16 protein-coding genes are annotated in these 16,737 nt (G+C 74.0%); 5 read left to right on the top strand and 11 right to left on the bottom strand.

Going from position 1 to position 16,737, the window contains the following annotated elements:
- Nucleotides 1–32 precede the first annotated feature (32 nt).
- The 7 genes from AB0N27_RS00245 to nadD all read right to left on the bottom strand — a co-directional run bounded on the left by AB0N27_RS00245 (nucleotide 33) and on the right by nadD (nucleotide 6,836).
- Nucleotides 33–2,429, bottom strand: coding sequence for a ComEC/Rec2 family competence protein (locus tag AB0N27_RS00245; protein WP_364362261.1), 2,397 nt, complete (start codon nucleotides 2,427–2,429; stop codon nucleotides 33–35).
- On the bottom strand, nucleotides 2,426–3,256 hold the full coding sequence (locus tag AB0N27_RS00240) for a ComEA family DNA-binding protein (protein WP_364362260.1): 831 nt from the start codon (nucleotides 3,254–3,256) through the stop codon (nucleotides 2,426–2,428). The genes AB0N27_RS00245 and AB0N27_RS00240 overlap by 4 nt, the downstream gene beginning before the upstream one ends.
- A gap of 128 nt (nucleotides 3,257–3,384) precedes the next feature.
- Nucleotides 3,385–4,158 carry an SDR family oxidoreductase gene (locus tag AB0N27_RS00235; RefSeq protein ID WP_364362259.1) on the bottom strand — a complete coding sequence of 258 codons (774 nt, stop codon included), beginning with the start codon at nucleotides 4,156–4,158 and terminating at the stop codon, nucleotides 3,385–3,387.
- Between the two features lie 4 nt (nucleotides 4,159–4,162).
- Nucleotides 4,163–5,017 (bottom strand): DegV family protein, encoded by an 855-nt coding sequence (locus AB0N27_RS00230; protein WP_364362258.1) that lies wholly within the window; start codon nucleotides 5,015–5,017, stop codon nucleotides 4,163–4,165.
- 48 nt (nucleotides 5,018–5,065) lie between these two features.
- Nucleotides 5,066–5,725: a histidine phosphatase family protein gene (locus AB0N27_RS00225; protein WP_364362257.1), complete on the bottom strand. Its 660-nt coding sequence runs from the start codon at nucleotides 5,723–5,725 to the stop codon at nucleotides 5,066–5,068.
- Nucleotides 5,722–6,129 carry a ribosome silencing factor gene (rsfS, locus tag AB0N27_RS00220; RefSeq protein WP_354828445.1) on the bottom strand — a complete coding sequence of 136 codons (408 nt, stop codon included), beginning with the start codon at nucleotides 6,127–6,129 and terminating at the stop codon, nucleotides 5,722–5,724. Before rsfS ends, AB0N27_RS00225 begins: the two co-directional genes overlap by 4 nt.
- Nucleotides 6,130–6,239: 110 nt before the next feature.
- Nucleotides 6,240–6,836, bottom strand: coding sequence for a nicotinate-nucleotide adenylyltransferase (gene nadD / locus AB0N27_RS00215; protein WP_364362256.1), 597 nt, complete (start codon nucleotides 6,834–6,836; stop codon nucleotides 6,240–6,242).
- A 96-nt stretch (nucleotides 6,837–6,932) separates the two neighbouring features.
- Between nadD and AB0N27_RS00210 the strand changes: the two genes are divergently transcribed.
- Together AB0N27_RS00210 and AB0N27_RS00205 are read left to right on the top strand one after the other, a co-directional pair.
- Nucleotides 6,933–7,589 carry a PadR family transcriptional regulator gene (locus tag AB0N27_RS00210; RefSeq protein ID WP_364362255.1) on the top strand — a complete coding sequence of 219 codons (657 nt, stop codon included), beginning with the start codon at nucleotides 6,933–6,935 and terminating at the stop codon, nucleotides 7,587–7,589.
- A 163-nt stretch (nucleotides 7,590–7,752) separates the two neighbouring features.
- Nucleotides 7,753–8,958, top strand: coding sequence for an FAD-dependent monooxygenase (locus AB0N27_RS00205; RefSeq protein WP_364362254.1), 1,206 nt, complete (start codon nucleotides 7,753–7,755; stop codon nucleotides 8,956–8,958).
- Between the two features lie 48 nt (nucleotides 8,959–9,006).
- On the opposite strand, the gene pepN is transcribed toward AB0N27_RS00205, so the two are convergent.
- Nucleotides 9,007–11,556: an aminopeptidase N gene (gene pepN, locus AB0N27_RS00200; RefSeq protein ID WP_364362253.1), complete on the bottom strand. Its 2,550-nt coding sequence runs from the start codon at nucleotides 11,554–11,556 to the stop codon at nucleotides 9,007–9,009.
- Between the two features lie 69 nt (nucleotides 11,557–11,625).
- Here pepN and AB0N27_RS00195 point away from each other — a divergent pair, with 69 nt between their 5' ends.
- Entirely contained in the window at nucleotides 11,626–11,844 is a 219-nt protein-coding gene (locus AB0N27_RS00195; RefSeq protein WP_151488717.1) for a DUF397 domain-containing protein, read from the top strand.
- Nucleotides 11,845–11,895: 51 nt separating this feature from the next.
- Here AB0N27_RS00195 and AB0N27_RS00190 read toward each other — a convergent pair whose 3' ends face one another.
- Nucleotides 11,896–12,285 carry a hypothetical protein gene (locus AB0N27_RS00190; RefSeq protein WP_364362252.1) on the bottom strand — a complete coding sequence of 130 codons (390 nt, stop codon included), beginning with the start codon at nucleotides 12,283–12,285 and terminating at the stop codon, nucleotides 11,896–11,898.
- A 214-nt stretch (nucleotides 12,286–12,499) separates the two neighbouring features.
- Between AB0N27_RS00190 and AB0N27_RS00185 the strand changes: the two genes are divergently transcribed.
- Nucleotides 12,500–13,744, top strand: coding sequence for a cytochrome P450 (locus tag AB0N27_RS00185; protein ID WP_364362251.1), 1,245 nt, complete (start codon nucleotides 12,500–12,502; stop codon nucleotides 13,742–13,744).
- 47 nt (nucleotides 13,745–13,791) lie between these two features.
- On the opposite strand, the gene AB0N27_RS00180 is transcribed toward AB0N27_RS00185, so the two are convergent.
- Nucleotides 13,792–14,961, bottom strand: a complete 1,170-nt coding sequence (locus tag AB0N27_RS00180) for a zinc-dependent alcohol dehydrogenase (protein WP_364362250.1) — start codon at nucleotides 14,959–14,961, stop codon at nucleotides 13,792–13,794.
- Nucleotides 14,958–15,512, bottom strand: a complete 555-nt coding sequence (locus AB0N27_RS00175; RefSeq protein ID WP_364362249.1) for a cyclase — start codon at nucleotides 15,510–15,512, stop codon at nucleotides 14,958–14,960. Before AB0N27_RS00175 ends, AB0N27_RS00180 begins: the two co-directional genes overlap by 4 nt.
- Nucleotides 15,513–15,665: 153 nt before the next feature.
- Between AB0N27_RS00175 and AB0N27_RS00170 the strand changes: the two genes are divergently transcribed.
- Complete coding sequence (locus AB0N27_RS00170; protein ID WP_364362248.1) at nucleotides 15,666–16,682, top strand: glycosyltransferase; 1,017 nt, start codon at nucleotides 15,666–15,668, stop codon at nucleotides 16,680–16,682.
- The last annotated feature ends 55 nt before the right edge of the window (nucleotides 16,683–16,737 follow it).

Genomic DNA, 16,737 nt, shown 5'->3' with positions numbered 1-16,737 from the left:
TGCAATTTCCACAGCACAGTCCCCCGGCCTGCTCATGGCCGCCGCCCCGCCGGCACCCCTCGGCGGACCACCCCCAGGCCGGATCCGGTGCGGAGCACCGCCAGGTCGCCGTCGGTGTCGGTCCGCAGCACCCGTGCGCCACCCCTGCCCAGCCGGGCCAGCAGCCCGGCGTTCGGATGCCCGTACGTGTTGCCGGCCCCGACCGGCACCAGCGCGACGGCGGGCCGCACGGCGTCCAGAAACCCCGGATCCTGGTACGCCGAACCGTGGTGGGCGACCTTCAACACGTCCGCCCGCAGCTGCCCGGGGCCGACCCGGGCCAGCACCGCGTGCTGCTCCTCGGTCTCCGCGTCACCGGGCAGCAGGATCCGCACCCCGGCCACCGTGGCGCGCAGCATCAGCGAGTTGTTGTTCGGGTCGGATCTGGTGCCGGAGAGCGGGTACGGCGGGCCGAGCACCAGCAGGTCGACAGCGCCGACCGGATGGCGGGTGCCGGCCACGGTGGTCAGCAGCGCGGCCCGCCCACCGGCAGCCGCCGCCCGGACCAGCTCACTACCGCTCTCCGGGTCCGTCGACTGGGGAGCCAGCACAGCTCCCACCCGCCGTCCCCGGAACACCCCGGCCACCCCACCCACGTGGTCGACGTGGAAGTGGCTGACCACCAGGAGCGGCACCTCCCGTACGCCGAGTCGGCGCAGGCAGGCGTCCACCACCACCGGCTCCGGCCCGGCGTCCACCACCACCGCCCGACCGGGCGCGACGGACAGCACCAGAGCGTCGCCCTGCCCCACCGCGCAGGCCACCACCACCCACCCCGGCGGCGGCCAGCCGGCAGCCACCAGCCGAACCGGAAGGGCACCCAGCACCCCGGCGACACCGATCACCGCCACCAGTCGCCGTACCAGGGGCCGGCGCACCGCGACCAGCAGCGCGACTGTCAGCGCGGCCAGCAGCAGGGCTCCCGACGCCCCGCCCGGCCAGGGCAGGGTGCCACCCGGCAGCCGGGATCCGTGCCGGGCGATGACGACCAGCCACCAGGCCGGCCAGCTCGCCAGCCACGCGGCGAACTCGGCGCCGGCCGGCCACAGCGGCGACACCGTCGCCGCGACCACGCCGAGGATGGTCGCCGGCGCGATGGCCGGCACCGCCAGCAGGTTCGCCGGGACGGCCACCAGACTGACCGTGCCGGAGATGCCCGCGACGACCGGCCCGCAGGCCAGTTGCGCGGCCGCCGGCACGGCGAGCGCCTCGGCCACACCAGGCGGAACGCCGCGCCGGCGCAGCCCGTCACGCCAGCGCGGCGCCAGCAGCAGCAGGCCCCCGGTGGCCAGTACGGACAGCGCGAACCCGGCATCGCCGCCCAGCTCCGGGTCGACAAGCACCAGCACGGTGACCGCGGCGGCCAACGCGGGCGGCGCGGCCCGGGGACGACCGGCGGCCAACGCGGCGAGCCCGATCGCCCCCATCGTGGCCGCCCGCACGACACTCGGCGACGGGCGGACCAGGATGACGAAGCCGACAAGCGCCACCCCGCAGAGCCCGACCGCGAGCCACGGGCCGGCGCGCGTCCACCGGGCCAGCAGCAGCACTGCCCCTACGACAATCGCCACGTTGCTTCCCGAGACGGCATTGAGGTGCGTCATGCCGGTGGCCTGGAAGTCCTCCTCGACGGCGGGCGGCAGCCGGCTGGTGTCCCCCACGACCAGCCCGGGCAGCAGACCGCCCGGGTCGTCGGGCAGCGGCGCGCAGGCCCGTTGCAGGCCGGCGCGGAGCGTCCCGGCGGCGCGTTGCGCGAAGGACGGCGCCCCGTGGCGTGTGGGCGGGCCGTTGGTGCTGAGCACCGCCCCGGTGAGGTCACCGCCGCGCGGAACGCCGAGGCGCCCGTCGGCGGTGAGGCGCTGCCCGGGGAGCAGCCCTCGCCAGGCCGGGTCGGTGGCCAGGACGAGCAGCCGCACCGGCGCACGGATCCGTCGGCCGGCCGGATCGGTGAGCCGGACCAGTTCCGTCGACACCAGCAGCATGCCCGGCCGACCGGCGCTCCGGATCGGACGCGGATCGTCCCGGACCACCAACTCGGCGCTGACCGGAGCGCGCTGCTCGGCCAGGGCACGGATCGGCGGCGCGTCCCGCACGGCGAGCCGGGCCGCGGTGGCCGCCCCGGCGCAGACCACGCCGAGACCGACCGCGACGACGATCCAGCCGTACCGGCGGGCGACGGCCCGGGGTCGGCCGCAGCGGCCGAGCAGGTGCAGGGCGCCCGCTGCCGTCACGGCAGCTGCCGCCCCGGTGGCCACCACGAGTGGACGGGTGCCGAGGTGCAGCCCGGTGAGCGCGGTGAGCCACGCACCGACCGCCAGCCCGGCCAGCCGCAGGTCCGGTGGCACGGGCTCGGCCTCGGTGGCAGGTGGCGTCACGGGCGGGCCGCTCACACCGTCACCAGGTCCTTCAACTGCTCGTAGCGGGCGTCCCCGATCCCGTCGACCTGGCGCAGGTCGCCGACGGCCTTGAAGCCGCCGTGCTGGTCGCGGTGGGTGAGGATGCGCTGGGCGAGCACCGGCCCGACGCCGGGCAGCGCGTCGAGCTGGGCGAGGGTGGCGGTGTTGAGGTTCAGCGGCCCGGCCGCGGATGGTGCCCCGCCCGCCGCCGGGCCTGCCGCGCCGGCCGGCATCGGCGGTGGCGTCACGCCGACGACTATCAACTCGCCGTCGGTGACCTTGCGGGCGGGATTGAGCAGCGCCACGTCGACGCCGGGCAGGGCGCCACCGGCCGCCTGGACCGCGTCGGCGAGCCGTGACCCGGCCGGCAACCGCACCAGCCCGGGCCTGCGGACCTTGCCGGCGACCGCCACTACCACCTCGGCCGCGCCGGACCCGCCGGGGTCAACCGCTCCGGCCGCGCCCGGGGCATCCACCTCGGCGGCCGACGTGACCGCGCCGGTCAGCGGGGCGACCGGCTCGGCGTGCGGCCGGGAACGCCAGGCCCATCCGGCCGCGGCCAGCACCACCACCACGGCGACGACCGCCAGCGCCCGCACCCCGCGCCGACCCGGATCGAACGCCCCAGGCCCGGACAATCGCGACGCGGGACCGGCCACCAGGCCGGCCGACGCCACGCCCGCGTCCGGCTCGGCAGACGACGCGCCAGCCAGGGGTACGCCAGCGGTCGGCACCTCTGCCCGGAGGGACGGCCCGCCGACAGGTGGGGCCGTCAGCCGGCGCAGCCGCTGGCGTACCTCTGTCTCCTCGTCATGCGACACGGCCCGACGCTAGGGGCGGCGGACGGTCCAGCGGGGCGCGGCGATCCGTTCCTGTGGACAACCGGCACCACTGTGGACAACGCCCTGATCATGCTTCGATCTGCTACAGGCACGGTCGCCTGATGATCTCAGCGGGCCTCCGGGTCGAGACCGAGCACGGCCCGTCCGCCGTCCACCGGCAACGTCGCCCCGTTGACGAAGCTCGCGGCGGGTGACAGCAGGTACACGACCGCCTCGGCCACCTCCTCGGCCCGCCCGATGCGGCCCACCGGGTGCAGCCGGTTGAGTTCGGCGTCGATCCACTCGGCCTGGGACGGTTCCTGGGCGGCGAGGAACTCGGCGTGCCGCTCGGTGGCGATCGAGCCGAGCGCGACGGCGTTGGCGCGGATGCCGTGCCGCCCGTAGTCGACGGCCAGCGCGCGGGTCAGCCCCTCCACGGCTGCCTTCGCGGTGGCGTACGGCAGGGCGCCGGACACGGGCCGGCGGGCCTGGTGCGACGAGACGTTCACTATCGCGCCGCCGGTGCCGGCGGCGAGGAAGCGGCGCACGGCGACGGCGGCGCCGACCACGGCGGGGCGCAGGTTCAGCCCGATCAGGTCCAGGACCGTGTCGGCCGGCGCGGAGTGCAGCGCGGCGTCGCGGAACACCGCCGCGTTGTTGACCCAGCCGGTGAGCGGCGCGGCACGTTCGGCCAGGTCGGCGGCGTGCTCGGCGACCCGCTCGGCACAGGCGTCGCCGACCACCGGGATGAGCCGGTCGGCGGCGGGATGCCCGGCCAGCCAGTCGACGGCGTCGGCGTCCCGTTCCACGACGACGACCGTCGTGCCGGTCGCCACGAGTCGTCGCACCACGGCCCGGCCGACGCCACGGCCGCCCCCGGTGACCACACAGGACGTCGACACCGGCTCAGCCGACCGGACGGCGGTGGACGACCACCGAGGCCAGCCCCGGACCGGCGTGCGCGGCGACCACCGCGCCGGCCTCGGAGACGTACGTGTCGTGCAGCCGGTCACCGAACCGCTCGGTCAGCGCGGCGAGCAGCGCCTCGGCCCGTTGCGGCGCGGCGAGGTGGTGCACGCCGAGGTCGACGTCGTCGTCGCCGGCCGCCTCGACGGCCAGGTCGACGAGCCGGGCCACGCCCCGACTGGCGGTACGGACCTTCTCCCGCAGCACGATCGCCCCGTCCGGCATGTGCATGATCGGCTTGACCGACAGTGCGGTGCCGAGCAGCGCCTCGGCAGCGTTGATCCGGCCACCCCGACGGAGGAACTCCAGCGTGTCGACGTAGAACCAGACGGTGGTCCGGGCGACGGCGGCGAGCGCGGCGTCGCGTACCCCGGTCAGGTCCTCGCCGGCCTCGGCGGCGGTGGCTGCCGCGATGGCCGGGAAGCCGAGGCCCATGCCTGTGGAGCGACTGTCGACGACCTCGACGCGGCCGTCGAAGTCGGCGGCGGCGAGCCGCGCGGCCTCGACCGTGCCGGACAGCGCGGCGGAGATGTGCACCGAGACGACGCCGTCGGCGCCCTCGTCGAGCAGCCGGCGGTACGTGCGGGCGAACTGCTCGGGTGCCGGCCGGGAGGTGGTGGCGGTGACCCGCCGGGCGCTCAACGCCAGTGTGGCGTCGGCCGGTTGGGTCTCCACCCCCTCCAGCCCCTCCGCGCCGTTGAGCACGACCGTCAACGGGACGATTGTCAGCCGGTGCGCCTGCACCAGCTCGGGTGGAAGGTAGGCGGTGGAGTCGATGACAACCGCGACGGGCATGCCCGGCACGCTAGCCGATCGGGGCGTCGAACGCCGAGGCGGCAGCGTTCAGATCGCGTCGACGACCACCGGGGCGGTGACCAGGCCGACATTGTGCGCCCGCAACTGCCAGCCGCTGACGTCGTGCGCACGGCCGACAGCGGGCGCGCGGTCGTCGTGCCGCAGCTCGCTCCAGTGGCAGTTGGCCAGGGAACCGATGGTGCGCAGCACGCCGGTGTCCCAACCGAGCAGGTGACCGATGCCCTGCCGGCTGGCGCCGCCGTGGGTGGCGATCACCACGGTGCCGCCCGGCGCCGCGTCGGCCGCCTCCCGCAGTGCGGTGCCGACCCGTTCGCCCAGGTCGTGCAGGGGCTCCAGGTCCGCGCCCGGATCGGGGTCGCCGGCCCGCCAGCGGGCGTACTCCTCGGGGAAGCGTTCGGCGACCTCGGTGAGGTGCAGACCCTGCCACTGGCCGAAGTGCCGCTCGCGCAGCCGGGCGTCGGTGCGGACCGGTAGCCCGGTCAGCGCGACGAGCGCGGCTGCGGTCTCCGCGGCGCGGCCCAGGTCGCTGGACACGATGGCGTCGGGCCGCAGCGCCGCGAGCAGCGGCGCGGCGGCGCGGGCCTGGTCGCGGCCCAGCTCGTTGAGGGGTACGTCGGTCTGCCCCTGGACGCGGTTGGCGGCGTTCCAGTCGGTGTTGCCGTGCCGCCAGACGATCAGTCGGGTCATTCGGCTGCGGCGGGCCCGCCGGCGTCCGCCTCGACCAGGTCGCGGTCGACGAACGGGATGGTGGGGCAGTCCTTCCAGAGCCGGTCGAGCGCGTAGAACTCGCGCTCCTCGGTGTGCTGGACGTGCACCACGATGTCGACGTAGTCGAGCAGCACCCAGCGGCCACCACGCTCGCCCTCGCGCCGGATCGGCTTGGCCTTCTCCGGCAGCTCCAGCAGGCGCTCCTCGATCGCGTCGACGATGGCCAGCACCTGACGCTCGTTGGGGGCGGCGGCGAGCACGAACGCGTCGGTGATGGCGAGCTGGTCGCCGACGTCGATGATCGCGATGTCCTGCGCCTTCTTGTCGGCGGCGGCCTGGGCGGCTGCGATTGCCAGCTCGTGAGCGCGTTCGGAAACTGTCACCGTTCTCCTTCGATCAACCGTGCGATGCTCCAAGCGTCTCATACCCGGCGACGCCTCGACCTGTCAGTTCCGGTCGGTCCGGGGCACGATCCATCCCATACCGGGCGCGATCACTGCTGATAGAGGCGCCGCTTGGCGATGTACTGCACCACACCGTCGGGCACCAGGTACCAGACCGGCTCACCCCGGGCGACGCGGGCGCGGCAGTCGGTCGACGAGATGGACATCGCCGGGACCTGGATCAGGCTGACCGTGTCCGCCGGCAGGTGCTTGTCGGTCAGCGGGAAGCCGGGCCGGGTCACCCCGATGAAGTGGGCCAGCTCGAAGATCTCGTCCAGGTCCTTCCACGACAGGATGCGTTGCAGCGCGTCCGCGCCGGTGATGAAGAACAGCTGCACCTTGGGGCCGTACTCGGCCTGGAGGTCGCGCAGGGTGTCGACCGTGTAGGTGGGGCCGCTGCGATCGATGTCGACCCGGCTGACCTGGAAGCGGGGGTTGGAGGCGGTCGCGATGACGGTCATCAGGTACCGGTCCTCGGCGGGGCTGACCGGTTCGTCGGCCTTCTGCCACGGCTGCCCGGTGGGGACGAAGACCACCTCGTCCAGGCCGAACCGGTCGGCCACCTCACTGGCCGCGACGAGGTGCCCGTGGTGGATCGGGTCGAAGGTGCCGCCCATGATGCCGATCCGCCGGATATCTTCCTCCACCCAGTGATCGTAGGCCGGGCGCTCGGCCCGGACGTGCGGGGTCGCCGCACTGATACTCGTAGGCATATACTCGTGAACGAGTAAAGGAGGCGGGTCATGGGGAAGCGGCGCAAGGTCGGCAACCTGCTGGCGCTGGCCGTGCTGTCCGCCCTGGTCCAGCGGCCGATGCACCCCTACGAGATCGCCACCGCGCTGCGCTCCTGGGGCAAGGACCAGGACATGGATTTCAAGTGGGGGTCCTTCTACACGGTCATCCGCAACATGGACAAACACCGCATGATCGAGGCCGTGGAGAGCGTCCGTGAGGGCCGACGTCCGGAACGCACCGTCTACCGCATCACCGACGCGGGGCGGGCGGAGCTGATCGACTGGGCCCGCGAGCTGGTCTCCACACCGATGCCCGAGCATCCCCGCTTCCGGGCCGGCCTGTCCGTCCTCGCCGCCCTGCACCCCGACGACGCCACCGACCTGCTGCGGCAGCGGCTCGACCGCCTGCAGGACGCGATCCGCCAGGACCGCGAAACGCTCGACGCGCACCTGCGGGACATCCCGCGGCTGTTCCTGGTCGAGTCGGAGTACGACCTCGCCATGCGCGACGCGGAGGCCACCTGGCTGCGCGCGCTGCTCGCGGAGCTGACCTCGGGCAGCTACCCGGGGCTGGACACCTGGCGGGCCTTCCACGAGACAGGCGCGATGCCCGCCGAACTGACCGAGCTTTCCGAGAGGACCGGCAGCCCCGACACCACCGACTGACGGACGGCTCCGGCGGGGTGCGCCAACACCCCGCCGGAGCCCTTACCCCGAACCGACACCTGGGAAGGTGCCCGGCCCGAAGCGGCAACCACGAGGATAACCGGGCTCCCTCCCAGGTCACGTCCGCGCGCCCCGCGCGGACCACGACACCCAGGGAGAGAGCATGACCACGGTACGAACCGCGATCGTCATCGGCGGCGGCATCGCCGGGCCGGTGACCGCGCTGGCGCTGACCCGCGCCGGCATCGCCGCCACCGTCCACGAGGCGTACCCGGCCACCACCGGCGGCATCGGCGGCACCCTCGCGCTCGCGCCGAACGGCGTGGCGGCCCTGCGCGCGGTCGGCGCGCAGGAGGCGGTGACGGCGATCGCCACCCCCATCCACCACAGCGCCATGGCCGTCGGGCGTCGGCGCATCGCACTGCCCACGCTTGCCGGAGTGCCGCCGCTGCGGGTGGTGCACCGGGCCGAGCTGCACCGCGTCCTGCACGACCGCGCGAGCGCCGAGGGCGTCTCCTTCGCGTACGGCAGGCGGCTGGTCGGCGCCGAGCAGACCGACAGCGGGGTGACCGCCCGTTTCGAGGACGGCAGCACCGCCTCCGCCGACATCCTCGTCGGCGCGGACGGCATCCGCTCCACCGTCCGTGGTCTCATCGACCCGTCCGCGCCCGGCCCCCGGTTCACCGGCCTGCTCAGCTTCGAGGCGGTCGCCAGGCACGAGGTGGACGTCGAGCCGGGCACCATGACGTTCGCGTTCGGGCGACGCGGCTACTACCTGTACTGGCCCGAGCCCGGCGGCGGCACCCGGTGGGGGGCCAACCTGCCCCAGCAGCGGCCGATGAGCCTCGTCGAGGCCCGGGCCGTACCTGCCGAACAGTGGCTGGACACGCTGCGCACCAGCTACGGCGACGACGATCCGGGCCGGCGATTGATGGCGACAAGCAGTGCCGACGACCTCCAGGTGGTCGGCTCGTTGCAGATCATGCCGCCGGTACCGCACTGGCACCGGGGGCGGATGGTGCTGGTCGGCGACGCGGTGCACGCGCCCTCGAACAGCTCCGGGCAGGGCGCGTCGCTGGCCATCGAGAGCGGCGTGCAGCTCGCCCGCTGCCTGCGTGACCTGCCCGATGTGGAGTCGGCGTTCGCCGCGTACGTGCGGCTGCGTCGCGCCCGGGTCGAGAAGGTCGCCGCCCGGGCGGCCCGGATCAACCACGCCAAGGCGCCCGGGCCGGTCGCCCGGACGCTGATGCCACTGCTGATGCCGCTGCTCGTGCGCACGGCCATGAACCCGGAGAAGACAGTCGCCGACGAGCAGCGCCACGTCATCGACTGGGACGCCCCGGTGACGGCGGAGCCAGCGCTGCGCTGAGACGGGGCGCGGGGTGGCCGTCCAGCCACCCCGCGCCCACCCGGCGTGTCAGGCCGCAGTGGCGGCCACCGCCGTCCGGGCGACGAGCGCGCGCCGCAGATCATCGTCGGCGTCGACGACCACCCGCCGCAGGCCCGGGGTCAGGTCGTCGCGGGCCAGCAGCGCCGCGGCCGCCTCCCGGGTCGGCTGCGCCACTGCGTAACGGGGGAACGCCAGCGCCGCCACCCGGTCGGCAGTCCACGCGGTACGCCGAGCCGCGGCAGCCGGCATGTCGGTGAAGTACCGCTCGACGTACGCGGCTGTCACCTCGGCCTGCTCGGGCTGCCAGAACCCCTCCGCGGTCGCCTCCAACAACCGGTTCGACAGCTCGGTGTCGTGCACGATGATGTCCCACGCCGCCTGCTTCGCGGCCGGGTCGGGCAGGGCGGCCCGGCACCTGGCGGCCCGTTCCGCGCCCGTCGAGCTGACGTCGGCCTCGGCCTCGGCGGCGATCTCCGCCGCGCCGGCCGCGCCCAGCACCACCAGTCGCCGCAGCACCGCCCAGCGCAGCTCCGCGTCGACAGTCAACCCGGCCGGCACGTCCCGGCCGGCGAGCCACCCGACGAGCAGATCCGTGTCGGTGGTCGCGGCGATCCAGCCCCGCGCGGCGGCCAACTGCAACGACTCCCCCGCCGGCGCCCCGTCGAGCAGGCGCTGACACGCACCGGCGATCCGGGCGAGCGCCGCCGACCGGGTCAGCGGGTCGAGGTAGCGGTCGACGAGCGACCGGCTGAGGCCCAGCACGTCCTCCGCGATGATCACCTCTTTCTCGGCCGGCAGCGCCGCGACCATCAGGTCGACCAGGCCGGTGACCGGCCGCTCCCCGTCGGTCGCCGCGTCGAGCGCCTCGCTCCAGAGCACCGCCCGGGTGAGGGAGTCGGCCAGACCGGGCAGCACCAGCGGGACGGCGTCCGCCGACGCCGGGTCGAGGCGCACCTTGGCGAAGGTGAGGTCGCCGTCGTTGAGCAGCAGCAGCCGGGCCGCCGGCTCACCGGCCAGCTCACCGAGCACCGTGCGACCGCCGTCGACGGCCGGGTCCAGATCCACCTCGTGGCGTCGCACCGTGCCGTCCGCCGCGTACCGGCCCACGCCGATCCGGTGCGGACGCAGCACCGGGTACGACTCGGGGGCGGTCTGCACCACTGCCACCTCGGTGTAGCGGCCATCGGCGTCGACTGTCACCTCGGCACGCAGCGTGTTGACCTGCGAGCGGCGCAACCACAGCTCGGCCCAACCGGACAGGTCCCGACCACCGGCCGCAGAGCCTCCTTCGCTCGCGACCGCAGGGCCCGCGGAGAGGCTGGTCAGCAGGTCGGCGAGGGCGGCGTTGCCGAAGCGGTGCGCGGCGAAGTGCGCGTTCAGGCCGGCGAGGAACGCCTCGTCGCCGAGCCACGCCACCAGCTGCCGCAGCACGCTGGCACCCTTGGCGTACGAGATGCCGTCGACGTTGAGCAGGCCCTCGGCGGCGTCGGCCACCTCCTGCGGCGCCACGGGGTGGGTGGAGGGGCGCTGGTCGGCCGCGTACCCCCAGGCCTTGCGGCGCATGGCGAACGTCGTCCACGTCCCCTCGAAGCGGGTCGCCTCGGCGGCGACCCGTACGCCCAGGTACTCCGCGAAGGACTCGTTGAGCCACAGGTCGTCCCACCAGCGCATGGTGACCAGGTTGCCGAACCACATGTGCGCCATCTCGTGGGCGATCGTGGTGGCCCGCATCTCCCGCTGGGTGTCGGTGACAGCCGACCGGAACACGTAGTCGTCGCGGAACGCCACGATGCCCGGGTGCTCCATGGCGCCGAGGTTGAACTCGGGCACGAACGCCTGCTCGTACTTGCCGAACGGGTAGCGCTCGGAGAAGAGCTGGTGGAACCGGTCCAGGCACTGCCTGGTGATGGTGAGGATCTCGTCGGCGTCGGCGTCCAGGTGCTCGGCGAGCGACTGTCGGCAGTAGAGGGCGAGCGGCACGCCGTCGTGCTCGGCCCGCCGTACGTGGTACGGGCCGGCGATCAGCGAGAAGAGATAGGTCGACAGCGGGACGGTCGGGGCGAACTCCCAGCGCCCGGGGGCCGGGTTGGCGGACACCTCGGCGTTGCCGGAGACCGTCCACCCCGGCGGGGCGGTGACCGTGAGGACGAACGACGCCTTGAGGTCGGGCTGGTCGAACGCGGCGAAGATCCGCTGCACGTTGTCGAGGAACGTCACGGCGTACAGGTAGGTCTCGCCGTCGGCCGGGTCGACGAAGCGGTGCATCCCCTCCCCGGTGTTCGAATACGCCATCTCGGCCTCGACGAACAGCGTGTTCGTCGACTCCAGGTCATCGAGTGGCAGCCGGTTGTCGGTGAGCGCGCCGGGGTCGACGTCGCGGTCGTTGAGGCGTACCGCCAGCAGTTGGGCGGGCCTGACCTCGGCGAAGGTCGCGGTGCCGGGGGTCGCCCGGAACCGGACCTCGACCCGGGAACGGAAGGTGTCCCCGTCGCCGGTCAGGTCGAGGTCCACCTGATAGGACTCGACGGTAATCGCCGCGCCACGCGCGGTCGCCTCTACACGGGTCAGGCTGGGCATCCGCTTATCCTGCCCGATGGGGATCGGCACCCGGTCACCACACGACCCTCGGCACTGGAGGAAAGAACCATGGCGCAGCACCCCAAGGGCGACTTCGACCTCTCACGGGCGGTCTGGCAGCGGGCCGAGGGGGACACCTCCGACAGCGCGGTGGAGGTCGCGTTCGTCGATGACCTGATCGGCATGCGCAACTCCTCCGAGCCGGAGGGCCCGGTGCTGGTCTTCACCCAGGCCGAGTGGGACGCGTTCGTCGCCGGCGCGCAGGACGGCGAGTTCGATCTGGACTGACGGCTCCACTGTCGCGGGTGGCGCGGGACAGCCGCCACCCGCGACCGCCCGTCAGGCATCGCCGTCGCCCCAGCCGAGGCCCCCCGGACCCGGGGCGTGGTGGAAGCCGGGGTGGTCGGCCACGTCGACGCAGCGCTCCCCGTCCGGGCCGACCGCACCGCAGAACAGCCGTTCGGCCCGGTGCCACGCGTCGGCAGGTGACAGGGCCGCCGCGCCGAGCGCCACCTCCGGGCGGAGCAGGCTCAGCGCCTCCGCGTACCCCACTGCCAGCTCGCGGGCGTCCGCCGGGTCGGGCGCGGTGAAGCCCAGGTGCACAGTGAAGAAGCGGCGTGGCCGGGTCGGCCGGCCGGGCGGCCCGATCAGTGCCCGTGCGTCCCGGCCCACGCCCAGCGCACCGACCGCCCGCCGCTGCCGCCAGTACGGCGACCTGTTGTCGCGCATCTCGTCCTCCCCGTGGTCGTGGCCGTCGGCCAGCCGGAGCCGCCGGGTGACCGGCGATCCCGCCGACGGCGGCTCCACCAGCTAGCCAACCAGGTTCCGCCGCCCCTGGGAGGGGCCAGCGGGTGCGCTGTCGACGCGGGGATTCAGCGGCGGCCACGCGGGTAGACGCAGCCGGGCGGCGGCGACGGCCGCCACCCGCACCCGAGGAGGCCCGATGGCGACCATGCCGGCCGACCGCGCCCCGGACAGCACCCTCGCGCTGCTCCGCGCCGGCTACCGGTTCATCGGCGAGCGCTGCGACAGGTACGGCAGCGACATCTTCCAGACCCGGATCCTGCTCGCGCCGACCATCTGCCTCCGTGGCCGGCCGGCGGCGATGCTGTTCTACGACAACGAGCGCTTCCAGCGGCAGGGCGCGATGCCGTTGCGGCTGCAGCGGACCCTCACCGGCCGGGGCGGCGTGCAGGGGCTGGACGGGTCGGAGCACGCCGACCGCAAGGCCATGTTCATGTCGATCATGACGCCGACCGCGATCCGGCAGCTCGGCCACCTCTTCGACGAGGAGTGGCGGGCCCGGATCCCGGCATGGGAGGTCGCCGGGCCGGTGACGCTCTACGACGAGCTGGGCCGGCTGCTGACCCGCGTGGTGTGCGCCTGGGCCGGGGTGCCCCTGCCGACGTCCCAGGTCGATCGCCGCGCCGTCGACCTGCACGCCATGATCGAGGCGCCGGCAGTGGTCGGACCCCGGCACTGGCGGGGGCTGCTCGCCCGCCGCCGCGCCGAACGGTGGATCGGCGGCATCATCGAACGGACCCGCCTCGGCCTCCGCCCGGCGCCGGCCGGCAGCGCCCTGGCGGTGATCGCCGAGCACCGGGACGCGCGGGGGACGCTGCTCCCCCGCCGGATCGCGGCTGTGGAACTATTGAACGTGCTGCGGCCGGTGGTCGCCGTCGACCAGTACATCGCCTTCGCCGCGCTCGCCCTGCACGACCACCCCGCCTGGCGGCAGCTGGTCCGCGACGACGACGAGGCGACCGAGCACTTCGTCCAGGAGGTACGCCGCTACTACCCGTTCTTCCCGATGGCGGCGGCAAGGGTGCGGCGCTCCTTCGACTGGCAGGGCCACCACTTCCCCCGGGGACGGCGGGTGTTGCTCGACCTCTACGGCACCAACCACCACCCGACGCTCTGGCCCCAACCCGAGCTGTTCCGGCCGGAGCGGTTCGCGCGCCGGCGCGGCGACGCGTTCGACCTGATCCCGCAGGGCGGCGGCGACCACTGGGCCGGGCACCGCTGCGCCGGTGAATGGATCACCATCGACCTGATGAAGCGCGCGGTCACCAACCTGACCACCAGCATGAGGTACGACGTACCCGTCCAGGACCTGACCCTGGACCTGCGCCGGATGCCCGCGCTGCCGCCGCTCGACCTGACCCTCACCAACATCTGTCGCGCCTGACCCCCGTCCCACCACGCGCGGCGGTGGGACGGGGTGCCGTCAGCGGGTCACGGGTGCAGGACGCTGCGCAGGCAGCCGTCCTGCTTCTTCTCGAACATCTCGTAGCCCCGCGCGCCCTGCTCCAGCGAGAGCGGGTGGGTGGCCAGGTAACCCGGGTCGATCTCGCCGGCGGCGAGCCGGTCGAGCAGCATCGGGATGTAGCGCTGCGCGTGCATCTGCCCCATCCGCAACACCAGGGCCTTGTTCATGGCCGCGCCGAGGGGGAACTTGTCGACCAGGCCGGCGTACACGCCGACGATGCTCACCGTGCCGCCCTTGCGGCAGGCCATGATCGCCTGACGGACCGAGGTCGGCCGGTCGGTCTGCAACCGCGCGGACTGCTTCACCCGGTCGTACGCGTAGGTCGGCCCGACATCGTGCGACTCCATGCCGACGGCCTCGATGCACGCGTCGGGTCCGCGTCCACCGGTCATCTCCCGCAGCGCCTCCAACACGTCCGTCTCCGCGTAGTTGATCGTCTCTACGCCGACCCGGTCGGCGGCCGTCGCCAGCCGGTCCGGGAAGCGGTCGATCATGATGACCCGTTCGGCGCCGAGGAGCTGCGCCGACCGGGCCGCCATCTGACCGACTCCACCGGCGCCCCAGACGGCGACGACCTCGCCGCCGGTGAGCCCGCAGAAGTCCGCGGCCATCCACCCGGTGGGCATCGCGTCGGAGGCGAACACCACCGAGTCGTCCGGCACCCCGTCGGGCACCGCGAACGCGCCGACGTCACCGAACGGCACCCGGATGTACTCGGCGTGCGAGCCGGCGTAGCCGCCCGCCGCGTGCGAGTACCCCAGGATGCCGGCCGGCGAGTGCCCCCACAGTTTCTCGGTGAACACCGGCTGCGGGTTGGAGTTGTCGCAGAGCGAGTACTGCTCGGTCCTGCAGTACCAGCAGCCACCGCAGGCCACCACCGACCCGACCACCACCCGGTCGCCCACCCGGTGCCGGCGTACGCCCGGACCGACCTCCACCACCTCGCCCATGAACTCGTGCCCGAGGATGTCGCCCTCCCGCATCGCCGGCAGGTACCCGTTGATCAGGTGCAGGTCGGAGCCGCAGACACTGCTGGCCCGCACCCGGACGATGATGTCCCCCTCGGCGCGGATCTTCGGCTCCGGCACGTCCCGGACCGCCAGCTTGCCGACGCCTTCCCAGCACAGCGCCCTCACGCCCGGCCTCCCGTCATCAGCTTCTCCCTCGCCTTGTCCGTCGCCTTCTCCTGCGCGGGGCTCCGACCGGACGGATCGTGCCGGGTGTCCACCACCTGACCACACTCGATCAGCGCCTTCGCGCGGCGCAGCGCGTCCCGCAGCGCGAGGTCCGGCTCGTCCCCCTTGACGAGGCCGGCCATCCGGCGCAGCGGACCAGAGCGGTAGCGCAGTTCGGCCCGGATCTCGGTGCCCCGGCCCTGCGGGGCGTCTGCCAGCTCGATCCGACCCTCCTGCGTCGTCGGCCCGTCCACGCTCCGCCAGGTCAGCGAACCCGGTCCGTCGGCGGTGACCGCAGCTGGCAACCCGGTCTCGGCGGGCTGCCGGTCGGTCCAGAAAGCCCGCACCGCGTCCCGGGGACGGTCGACGGTCACCGCGCGGCGCACCACGTACCAGCCGTCCTGCCGGTCGGGCTGGCGGCGGTGCCGGCGGCGGGCCACCGCCCGCCCGACACCGACAGCCGTCACTGTGGTGACCCCGAGCAGCGCCCACCTCGTCGAGTTGTTGGTCATGTCGTCTCTCCTTCGGGTTCGACGGCCGTACGGGCAGCGCTACCCCTGCTCGGGCCGTCGAAACGGCATGGCGGTTTCAACCACCCACTGACGGGCACCTGCTGCGGGCGGCCCAGCCGTCGGCCGCACACCACCACCTGCCGGGAGGCGTCCATGTCCGTTCAGGCCAGCGGTGACGCACCGCGAGCCGGGGACCGCCGCGCCGGCTCCCCGCCGGTCGCCCTTGCGATGTCGTACGTCCTGCCGCTGCGCTGGCACACCGACGCGGGCCTCGCCGAGCTGACCGATCACCTGCGCTGGTTGGCCGGACGCGTCGAGGTGCTCGTGGTCGACGGCTCACCCGCGGACCTCTTCGCCCGGCACACCGACGCGTGGCGCGGCCTGGTCCGGCACCTCCCGCCCGACCCCGCCGAGCGCGGAGCCAACGGCAAGGTCCTCGGGGTGCTCACCGGGGTACGGGCCGCGGGCCACGAACACGTGGTGATCGCCGACGACGACGTCAGGTACGACGAGGACGCGCTACGCGCCGTGCACCGGCTGCTGGACCGGGTCGACCTGGTCCGGCCGCAGAACTACTTCGACCCGCTCCCCTGGCACGCCTGGTGGGACACCGGCCGGACGCTGCTCAACCGGGCGCTCGGCAACGACTACCCGGGGACCCTGGCGGTCCGCCGCAGCACCTTCCTCGGCATGGGCGGGTACGACCCGGACGTGCTCTTCGAGAATCTGGAGCTGATCCGCACCGTGCACGCGTACGGCGGGGTCGAGGCGTCACCCGCCTGGTTGTACGTCCGCCGGCTGCCGCCGCAGGCTGCGCACTTTCGGGGTCAGCGGGTCCGCCAGGCGTACGACGATCTGGCCCAGCCGGCACGCCTGGTCACCGCGCTCGCGGTCCTACCGGCGCTGGCGGCGGTGGTCGCGGCCCGCCGTGCCGGACCGCTGCTGGGCATGGCTGCCTCGGTCGTCGCCGTCGCCGAGGTCGGCCGACGCCGGGCCGGCGGCGGCACCGTCTTCCCGCCGAGCACGTCCCTGGCCGCCCCGCTCTGGCTCGTGGAACGGGGCGTCTGCAGTTGGCTGGCCGTCGGCAGGCGCCTCCTGTTCGGCGGCGTCCGGTACGGCGGCACGCGGATCCGCCGCGCCGCCCGCCCCGCCGCGCGCCGTCCCCGGTAGCCGCGCGGCTCGACCCACACACGCGACAGCTCGCGGGCACCGGGGTCGGTGGCCG

Source organism: Micromonospora sp. NPDC093244, assembly GCF_040683695.1.
Taxonomy (GTDB): domain Bacteria; phylum Actinomycetota; class Actinomycetes; order Mycobacteriales; family Micromonosporaceae; genus Micromonospora.
Note: the sequence above shows the minus strand (reverse complement) of the source record. Positions and strands in the feature narration are given on the sequence as shown.